Source organism: Actinoplanes xinjiangensis (assembly GCF_003148685.1).
Lineage (GTDB): Bacteria > Actinomycetota > Actinomycetes > Mycobacteriales > Micromonosporaceae > Actinoplanes > Actinoplanes xinjiangensis.
This window is the reverse complement of record NZ_QGGR01000031.1, coordinates 103,086-112,536: the sequence shown is the minus strand read 5'-3', so window position 1 is coordinate 112,536 and position 9,451 is coordinate 103,086. Positions and strand designations below refer to the sequence as shown.

At 72.6% G+C, this 9,451-nt stretch carries 7 protein-coding genes and 1 pseudogene; 6 read left to right on the top strand and 2 right to left on the bottom strand.

Going from position 1 to position 9,451, the window contains the following annotated elements; all coding sequences use genetic code 11:
• A pseudogene (locus tag BC793_RS41155) lies at positions 1-804 on the top strand (glycogen debranching enzyme); the annotation flags it as partial.
• Position 805: 1 nt separating this feature from the next.
• Here the strand turns inward: BC793_RS41155 and BC793_RS41150 are convergent.
• Positions 806-1,147, bottom strand: coding sequence for a VOC family protein (locus BC793_RS41150; RefSeq protein WP_109602041.1), 342 nt, complete (start codon positions 1,145-1,147; stop codon positions 806-808).
• A complete protein-coding gene (locus BC793_RS41145) occupies positions 1,144-1,503 on the bottom strand; it encodes a MerR family transcriptional regulator (RefSeq protein ID WP_109602040.1) in 360 nt (119 codons plus the stop codon). Before BC793_RS41145 ends, BC793_RS41150 begins: the two co-directional genes overlap by 4 nt.
• A gap of 61 nt (positions 1,504-1,564) precedes the next feature.
• On the opposite strand from BC793_RS41145, the gene BC793_RS41140 reads away from it, so the two are divergent.
• The 5 genes from BC793_RS41140 (at position 1,565) to BC793_RS41120 (ending at position 9,400) form a co-directional block, all read left to right on the top strand.
• Complete coding sequence (locus tag BC793_RS41140; RefSeq protein WP_109602039.1) at positions 1,565-2,647, top strand: glycoside hydrolase family 32 protein; 1,083 nt, start codon at positions 1,565-1,567, stop codon at positions 2,645-2,647.
• Positions 2,648-2,729: 82 nt separating this feature from the next.
• Positions 2,730-2,933 (top strand): hypothetical protein, encoded by a 204-nt coding sequence (locus BC793_RS41135; protein WP_109602038.1) that lies wholly within the window; start codon positions 2,730-2,732, stop codon positions 2,931-2,933.
• A 96-nt stretch (positions 2,934-3,029) separates the two neighbouring features.
• Positions 3,030-4,949: a fibronectin type III domain-containing protein gene (locus tag BC793_RS41130; protein WP_109602037.1), complete on the top strand. Its 1,920-nt coding sequence runs from the start codon at positions 3,030-3,032 to the stop codon at positions 4,947-4,949.
• A 3-nt stretch (positions 4,950-4,952) separates the two neighbouring features.
• Positions 4,953-7,079: a calcium-binding protein gene (locus tag BC793_RS41125; RefSeq protein WP_109602036.1), complete on the top strand. Its 2,127-nt coding sequence runs from the start codon at positions 4,953-4,955 to the stop codon at positions 7,077-7,079.
• Positions 7,076-9,400, top strand: a complete 2,325-nt coding sequence (locus tag BC793_RS41120) for a calcium-binding protein (RefSeq protein WP_109602035.1) — start codon at positions 7,076-7,078, stop codon at positions 9,398-9,400. The genes BC793_RS41125 and BC793_RS41120 overlap by 4 nt, the downstream gene beginning before the upstream one ends.
• Positions 9,401-9,451: the final 51 nt, after the last annotated feature.

Below are 9,451 nucleotides of genomic sequence, written 5' to 3'. Positions count from 1 at the left end.
GACGGGCGGCGTCCGATCGCGTCGATCAATTTCGTGACCGCGCATGACGGGTTCACTCTGCACGATCTGGTGTCGTACAACGAGAAGCACAATGACGCCAACGGGGAGGGCAACCGCGACGGGGAGAGTCACAACCGGTCGTGGAACTGCGGTGTGGAGGGGGAGACCGAGGACGCCGATGTGATCGTGTTGCGGGAGCGGCAGAAACGCAACTTCCTGGCCACCCTGCTGCTGAGTCAGGGCGTGCCGATGATCGCGCACGGTGACGAGCTGGGCCGGACCCAGCGCGGCAACAACAACGTCTACTGCCAGGACAGCGAGATCTCCTGGGTCGACTGGGAGGACGCCCGGCACGAGGACGTGCTCACCGGATTCGTGCGGCGGCTGCTCAAACTCCGGGCCGACCACCCGATCTTCCGGCGGCGGAGGTTCTTCACCGGGCAGCCCGCCGGCGACTCCGCGCTGCCGGACATCGCCTGGCTGCGCCGCGACGGCCAGACGATGACCGAGGCCGACTGGAACGCCCACACCGGCATGACCATGACCGTGTTCCTCAACGGCCACGGCATCCCCGAACGCGACGCCCTCGGCGAAGAGATCAAGGACGACTCGTTCCTGGTGCTGTTCAACCCGCTGGACGACGACGTCGCCTTCACCCTGCCGGGACGCGACTACGGGCGAACCTGGGAGGTCGCCGCCAACACCGCCGACCCGCTGCTGGCCGCCAAGCGCAAGACCGCGCGGGCCGGCACCCAGTTCACCGTGCAGCGGCACACCCTCGTACTGCTGAGGTGCCGTTACTGAGTCACTGCTCGACGCAGAAGACGTTGCCCTCGGGGTCCTCCATGACGGTCAGTTCGCCCGGCGCCACCACGGTGGCGCCGAGCGCCGTCAACCGGGCGACCTCGGCGGGCACGTCGCCGTCCGGCGCGCGCAGGTCGAAGTGCAGCCGGTTCTTCGCCGTCTTCGGCTCGGGCACCCGCTGGAACCACAGGTTCGGCCCGCCCCAGCCGGGCGCCTCCACGAACGCCTTGTCGGCGGTGGCGCCGTCGTCCAGCTCACCCCCCAGCGCGGCCGCCCAGAACCGGGCCACCACTAGGGCGTCGGCGCAGTCGAACGTCAGGCTCTTCACCCACGCGACGGTCATGCCGACACCGACCGGTACCAGGCGATCTTCTCGCGGACCCGCTTCTGCTCCAACCGCAGCCGCTCCACTTTCGTGTCGATCTCGCGATCGTGCTCCTCCAGCAGCGCGGTGCGCTGCTCGGCGCCCTCGTCGCCGAGCTGCAACAGCTCGGCGAAGCGGCGCAGCCGCGCGATCGGCATGCCGGAGTCGCGCAGGCACCGCAGCAACCCCAGCCGGGACAGGTCGTCGTCGGAGAAGATCCGCCGGCCGGCCGAGTTGCGCCGGATCCCGTGCAGCAGACCGATCTTCTCGTAGTAGCGAATGGTGTCGATGCTGACGCCGAGCCGCTCCGCCGTTTCCCCCGGTGTGTAAGGCACCCGATCAGACTAACCATCGGCCCCCACTGGTGCGGGATGGGCGTCGATGCCACGCTGAGGCATGGAACGAGTGCCACGGCCCCGGCTGCACTTCACCCCGCGGGCCGGCCGCGTCGGCGACCTCTTCGGCGTGCTCACCGCCGCCGGGAGCTACCAGGTCTTCTACCAGCACCTGTCCGACGGTGTGCCGGCCTGGGGCCGGGCCACCTCCGACGACCTGATCATCTGGACCGAGCAGGAGGTCAGCCCACCGGCCGGCGACGGGTCGGCCCGCTGCGGCACCGTGGTCGTCGGCCCGGACGGCCCGGTCCTCTTCCACGTCCTCTCCGGCGGCCGGGTCGCCCGCGCGGCCGCGGACCCCGGCCACACCGGATGGCGCAGCGATCCCTCCGGCCCGCTGCTCGGCGGGCCACCGTCCGGCGTCACCGGGATGAGTGATCCGTACGTCTGGTGGGCCGGCGGCAACTGGCGGATGCTGCTGTCCGCCACCCTCCGCGGTGGTACCGCCGGGGTTCTCCAGTACCACTCGGCCGACCTGCTGAACTGGTCCTACGACGGCGTCATCGTCTTCCGTGACCGCACGTCGTGGGGCTGCCCGCGCCTGTTCCCGCTGGACGGCTCGTGGGTGCTGGTGCTCACCTCCGGCGACGAGATCGTCTACGGCATCGGCAACTACGACGGCATGCACTTCACCGCCCGCGCCTGGGGCACGTTCGGGCGCGGCGGCATCGGCGCGATCGTCACCTTCGTCGACGCCGCCGGACGGCGCTGTGCGGTGGCCCGCCTCGGCGCCGAGTGGGGCACGCTCAGCCTTCCGTGGGTGCTCTCGGTCCGCGACGACCGGCTGATCGCCACCCCGCACCCCAACCTCGACCCCTACCTGATCAACGGCGCGGCCGGTCTGACCGCGGCCGGAGGAGAGGTACGCGACCACGGCGACCTGATCCTCACGATGCCCGCCGGCGGCGAGACCACCCTGTTCGCCGACGCCGACATCGTCGAGGTCACCGTCGAGGGCGTGAGCGGCCTCGGTGCCGCCCGCCGGACCGGCCCGACGTCCCCCGGTGTGCGGTTCGCCCGGTTCGGCGCGGCTCCGGAGGGCCACTTTGATCTAGGGCGGCAGGAAAGGCCCGACCTTAGCTAAGCGGGCGCAATGTGCTGCCGAACACATTCTCTGTCGTCATCGGCAGACGTGCGGAGCCGCCGACCCGGGTCTGACCCTGACCGTGCGGACCGTCTCCGACGGCTTCGGCGACTGGGTCGACTGGTCGCCGGCCGGGCTGGACGGCGTACCGGCCGCCGTCCGCAACGGCACGGTGCGGCTGACCATCAACACGGGCGGTTTCGTGCCCCGCTACACCGACTCGACCGGGCAGCTCACCGGCACGTCCGCCATTCCGAAGTTCACGCTCCGCACGCCGTCGGTCTGACCGCCGGGGAAAGTTGACGACGGAAACACGCTCAGTTGAGGGTTTGTGGTGCCGATCACGTTCTTGTCGTCAGTGCAGACGTGAACGGAGACCTCGATGCCCAGCCGAACCGCCGCGCTCGCCCTGATGGCGGCGTTGCCGCTGGGCCTCGCCCCGGCGCAGACCCCCGACGACCTGCCGGCCGAGTGGGCGACCACCTGCGCCACCGCGGAATCGGTCTACTGCATCGCCTCGGCCACCATCACCCCGTCCGGCGGGTCACCGCAGACCCTGGACTCGGCCGGCCTGACCGTCTCCGCGGCCACCCTCTCCGACGACTACGGCGACTGGGTGCGCTGGTCGGTCGGCGACTGGGCGGGCAGACCCTCGCCCATCACCGGGGGCACCGTGGAGCTGGTCCTGCGGACCGGGACGTTCGTGCCGCGATTCACCAACGCCACCGCGGCCGGGCTGCGGGTCAGCCGCACCGTCACCGACGGGAGGTATGAGCTCACCATCAGCGGACGGGCCACCCTGACGGCCTGGCGGTCCGACACCGACTGCACGGCCGGCTACTCCTGCGGCGACAGCGACACCACCGCCGACCCGACCACGTACCGGTTCGAGGGCCGTACCCAGGACCTGGAGGGCTCCGCCGGCGTCTACACCACCGGACTCGACGGGGCGTACCTCGCCACCGACGCCCAGGCCCGCGCGGACCTGCTCACCTACGAACCCGGTGGCTCGCCGCCGGTCAGCCTCGGCGTGCTCGGCAACCCGCAGCTCGACGCCACCGGCGAGGCGGTCCGCAACTTCGTCACCCTCTTCCTGCCCGGCCCCTGGCTCGAGGCGGCCGGCATCACCGCCCAGACCGCCGTGGCGACCGGATTCGACCTGGTCACCAGCAGCGACGCGACCGTGCATCAGAGGGTCACCGCTACGGCGACGGACGGAGGGGTACGCCTGGAGGCGCCCGACATCGGACTCGGCGCCGACCTCGCCGCCGCCGCGTTCCACCGCCGTGCCTCGCAGGCGACGAACGCCACCGCCCCCGGCGCCCCGCTCGCCGTGTCCGCCGTCGGAGGGACCGGCACCGCCATGGTGTTCTGGCAGCCGCCGTCGTCCGGCGGCGGGTCGCCCGTCAGCCGCTACCGGGCCCGCGCCTACCCGACGTCCGGCGGTGGGACCGTGGCCGCCTCCTGCGAGACCGCCGACAGCTGGTGCACGATCGACGGACTGGATGCGGGCGGCACCTACCACGTGGCGGTCAGCGCGGTGAACGCCCTCGGCGAAGGTGACCCCGCGGCCCGGGTGCCGGTGCTGGCCACGGCCGTACCCGTGCCTGATCCCGCGCCGTCGGAGTCGCCGTCCCCCTCGCCCTCGCCCTCACCCGCTCCCGCGGACCCGGCGGAACCCTCGCCGTCGACCTCTCCCTCACCGGAACCGACGAGCGACGTGCACGTGCCGTACGCGCCGCAGGATGTCGAACTCACCCCGGGCGCCCGGCGGATCACCGTCGCCTGGGTCGTGCCGGACTCCGACGGCGGCTCGGCGATCACCGCGTACACCGCGCGGGCCTTCCGCACCGCGACCGGCGGCACCCCGGTCGCCTCCTGCCAGGTCCCCGGCAACCGGTACACCTGCGCGATCACCGGCCTGACCGGCGGCCAGAAACACTTCGTCGAGGTCACCGCCACGAACGTGGCCGGAACCGGCCCGGCACCGGCCCGCGCGGCGGCCACCCCGTGGACCGTGCCCGGCGCACCCCGCTCGGTCACCGCCAAGTCGTCGGACCGCAAGGTGACCGCCGGCTGGAAGGCCCCGGCGGGCAACGGCGGCTCGGCGATCACCGGATACCGGGCCGAGCTGAGCGGCAGGTCCGGTGTCGTGGCCCGCTGCACCGCCCCGGCCACGTCGCGTACCTGCACGGTCAAGAAGCTGAAGAAGGGAACCAGCCTGACCCTGCGGGTGCTGGCGGTCAACGCGGCCGGAGTCTCGGCGCCGTCGAAGGCCGTCAAGATCAAGGTGAAGGACTGAGCGATGAGGTCCGCCGGCATCGCCGCCGCCCTGGTGGTGGCCCTCACCGTGAGCCCGGCCCGGGCGGAGGCATCGGACAGACCGGTGTCCGCCACCGGCAAGGCCTGCACCGTCGTCGGGACCGTCGGCAACGACCGGCTCTTCGGCACGCACGGCTACGACGTGATCTGCGGTCTCGGCGGCAACGATGTGATCAAGGGCGGCGGCGGCAGGGACGTCGTCGACGGCGGCCCTGGTGACGACGACCTCGACGGCGAGGACGGGGCCGACACGGTCGTCGGTGGTCCGGGCGACGACACGGTCAAGGGCGGCGCCGGCAACGACCAGGTCAAGGGCGGCGACGACACCGATGTGGTGGACGGCGGCCCGGGGACCGACCTGGCCGACGGCGGCGCCGGTGACGACACCGTCGGCGGCGGCGTGACCGAGCCCGATCCGGTCGCCGGTGGGGACCGGGTGATCGGTGGGGAGGGCGACGACACGCTGACCGGCGGCCCCGGAGCCGACACGCTCAAGGGCGGGACCGGCGACGACGTCGTCAACGGCGGTGACGGCAACGACGTGGCCGGTGGCGACGCCGGCGGCGACACACTCAACGGTGACGAGGGCAGCGACCGGCTCGACGGCGGCGAGGGCGCCGACCAGCTGGCGGGCGGCGGCGGCAGCGACGGTGTCAACGGCGGTGCCGGCAACGACACCGTCGGCGGCGGCGCCGGCGACGACACGGTCCGCGGCGGCGCCGGCGCGGACACCGCGACCGGCGGCGACGGCGACGACCGGATGGACGGCGGGACCGGCGACGACCGGATGGACGGCGGCGGTGGAGACGACGTCGTCGAGGGCGGACCCGGCATGAACGTCTGCGTCAACGACCTCGACGACGAGGCCGGCGACCGGTGCACCGACCGGCGGGCGCCCCGCCTCGACATCGGCTCCCTGCGCTGGGTCACCGACTCGGCCGTCGACAACCGCGCCGACCGGCCGTTGCGGCTACGCGCGCACGTCACCGACGACCGCAGCGGCATGATGTACGTCTCCGTCAAGTTCACCGCCCCCGACCCGGAGACCCCGTCTCTGACCGTCGGCTTCCACGGCGCCGAACTGATCTCCGGGCAGCCCCACGACGGCGAGTTCGCGATGAACGGCGAACTGCCCGCCGACTCGGTCACCGGGGACTGGACGCTGTCCGAGGTCTACCTCCAGGACCAGGTCTTCCGGTACAGCCGGTACACCGTCCAGCCGGACGGGTCGTACACCCTCGCCGACACCGTCGACGGATGGGAACTCGAATCCGGTGTCATCACGCTGCCGCCGATGCGAGTCGGCGGGGTCAGCGACAGCACGGCCCCGGACATCGACGGCACCCGGACTGCCTGGACCACCCCCACCGACCTGGAGAGCGGCGAGGACCGTACGGTCACGCTCAGCGTCCCGGTCACCGACGACCTGAGCGGCGCCACCCGGGTCACCGCGACGGTCGAGGGCGCCGGACTCGACGCGCCGGCCGTCACCCTCGTCGACGGCCGCCTCACCGCCGGCACCGCCACCGACGGCACCTGGGAGATCACCGGCACCGTGCCCGCGCACCTGCCGGCCGGCACCTGGCGGGTCGCCGCGATCACCGTCACCGACCGGACCGGCCGCACCCGTACGGTCACCGGCGACCGCCTGGCCGGCATCCCCGCGCTGACCGTCACCGGTGTCTCCGACCTGGAGCGGCCGACCGTCGACATGAGCTGGGGCGAATACGTCGGCGCCACCTCGGCCGACAACGGCGCGGACCGTACCGTGCGGCTGCGGATCCGCGCCGGTGACGACGTCAGCGGCATCCGCAGCATCTTCGCCGACTTCCGTACCGAAGGCGCGCAGAGCCGGCTCGACCCGATCGCCCCCGCCGGCGAGGACGGGATCTGGGAGCTCTCCGGCCGCCTGCCGCAGGGCACCACCCCGGGCGAGTGGCGGGTCGTCGGCATCTACCTCACCGACAGGATCGGCCGGGACCGCGTCTACTGGGTCCAGGCGGACGGCTCCTGGACCACCCGCGACGGCCTGCTCAGCGGCCAGTCCCACTTCCCGCGTTTCACCCTGCTGCCGGTCGGCGGCGCCCTCAGTCAGGAGCCCCGTTCATGAGAGTCATCGCCACCGCCGCGTTGATCGTGGCGTTCACGGCCGCCCCCGCGCACGCCGGTGGCAAACCCGTGTCCGCCACCGGCAAGGCCTGCACCGTCGTCGGGACCGTCGGCAACGACCGCCTCTTCGGCACCCCCGGCTACGACGTGATCTGCGGTCTCGGCGGCAACGATGTGATCAAGGGCGGCGGTGGCAGGGACGTCGTCGACGGCGGCCCCGGCGACGACGACCTCGACGGCGAGAACGGGGCCGACACGGTCGTCGGCGGGCCCGGCACCGACACGGTCAAAGGCGGCGCCGGCAACGACCAGGTCAAAGGCGGCGACGACACCGATGTGGTGGACGGCGGCCCGGGAACCGACCTCGCCGACGGCGGCGCCGGTGACGACACCGTCGGCGGCGGCGTCACCGAGCCCGACCCGGTCGCCGGTGGGGACCGGGTCATCGGTGGGGAGGGCGACGACACGCTGACCGGCGGCCCCGGAGCCGACATCCTCGCCGGCGACGACGGCGCCGACACCCTCAACGGGGGCGACGGCAACGACGTGGCCGGTGGCGACGTCGGCGACGACACACTCAACGGTGACGAGGGCAGCGACCGGCTCGACGGCGGCGAGGGAACCGACCAGCTGGCGGGCGGCGGCGGCAGCGACGGTGTCAACGGCGGGGCCGGCAACGACACCGTCGGCGGCGGCGCCGGCGACGACACGCTCCGCGGCGGCACCGGCAACGACGTCGCCGCCGGGGGCGACGGCAGCGACAAACTCGTCGGCGGCGCCGGCGACGACACCCTCGACGGAGGTACGGGCGACGACGTCGCGTCCGGCGGCGACGGCGTCGACGAGCTCCTCGGCGGCGACGGCAACGACCAGCTCGACGGCGGTGGCGGCGACGACGTCATCCAGGGCGGCGGCGGCACCGACGCACTGATCGGCGGTGACGGCGCCGACGACATGAACGGCGGCGACGGCGACGACAACATGGACGGCGGCATCGGCGACGACAAGATGGACGGCGGAGGCGGCAACGACGACGTCGAGGGCGGCCCCGGTCTCAACGCGTGCGTGCCGGACCCGGACGACGCCGGTGGCGACAAGTGCACCGACAAGGCCATCCCGCAGGTCGACCTCGCCTCCCTGAAGTGGGAGATCACCCCGACCGTGGCGAACGCCACCGAGCAGCCGATCAAGATCAGCGGGCACCTCACCGACGACCGCAGCGGCATCGTCTACGCCTCGGTGCAGCTGCGCAACCCCGAGCCGGACGGCCCCAGCCTCCACCTCTGGTCCGGCCAGGGCCCCGCGACCGGCCACACCCACGACGGCACCTTCGAGATGACCGGATCCCTGCCCGCACTGTCCCGCTCCGGCGAATGGACCGTCTCCAGCATCTACCTCACCGACCGGGTGCACCGGTGGACGGTCTACAGCGTCGAGCCGGACGGCACCACCACCATGCAGGGCAGCATCCCACCGGCGAACGGCGATGCCGGCACCCTCGCCCTGCCGCCGCTCACCGTCACCGGCGACTACGACGCCGCGGCACCCGTCGCGGACCTCACCGGGGCCGCGTGGCAGACCGAACGGGAACTCGACAACGCCGAGGACCGGACGGCCACCCTGCGCCTGCCCGTCACCGACGACCTCGCCGGCGTCAACTCCATCGGCATCTCCCTGACCCGCGGGGCGGAGCCGAACGGGCCCAGCGCCAACCTCGGCAACAGCCAGCTGTACGAGGGCACCATCGTCGACGGCACCTGGGACATCACCGGCACCATCCCCGCACACCTGCCCGCCGGCGAATGGCGCGTGCAGTCGATCACCCTGTGGGACAAGGCGAACCGCTACCGCAGCCTCTACCGCCCCGATGACGCGCAGGACGGCGTCGACTGGCCGGCCACCCTGACCGTCACCGGAGACGCCACCTCCGACCTGGAACGACCCTCCATCGTGATGAACGGCGCCACGATGATCAGCCCGTCCAGCGGCGACAACAGCGTCGACCGGGAGGTACGGATCAGGATCGACGCCGCCGACGACATGAGCGGCATCCTCGGGTTCTCCGCCCACATCCGTACCGACGGCGCGGAGAGCTGGCTCGGCCACGCCGGCGGCAACCAGGAGGACGGCTGGGAGATCGCCGGCATCCTGCCCGCCACCACCACACCCGGCGAATGGTGGATCGACAGCATCATGGTCCAGGACCGGGTCGGCCGATACCGCAACTACACCATCGCCGCCGACGGCGCCTACCAGACCGACGACGGCCAGAGCGGGCAGTCCAGCCTGCCGAGATACACCCTCACCCCGATCGGCGGATGAGCCCACCGGACAGGGCCCGCGTTTGCCGGGCCCTGTCCCGGGAAACCCGAC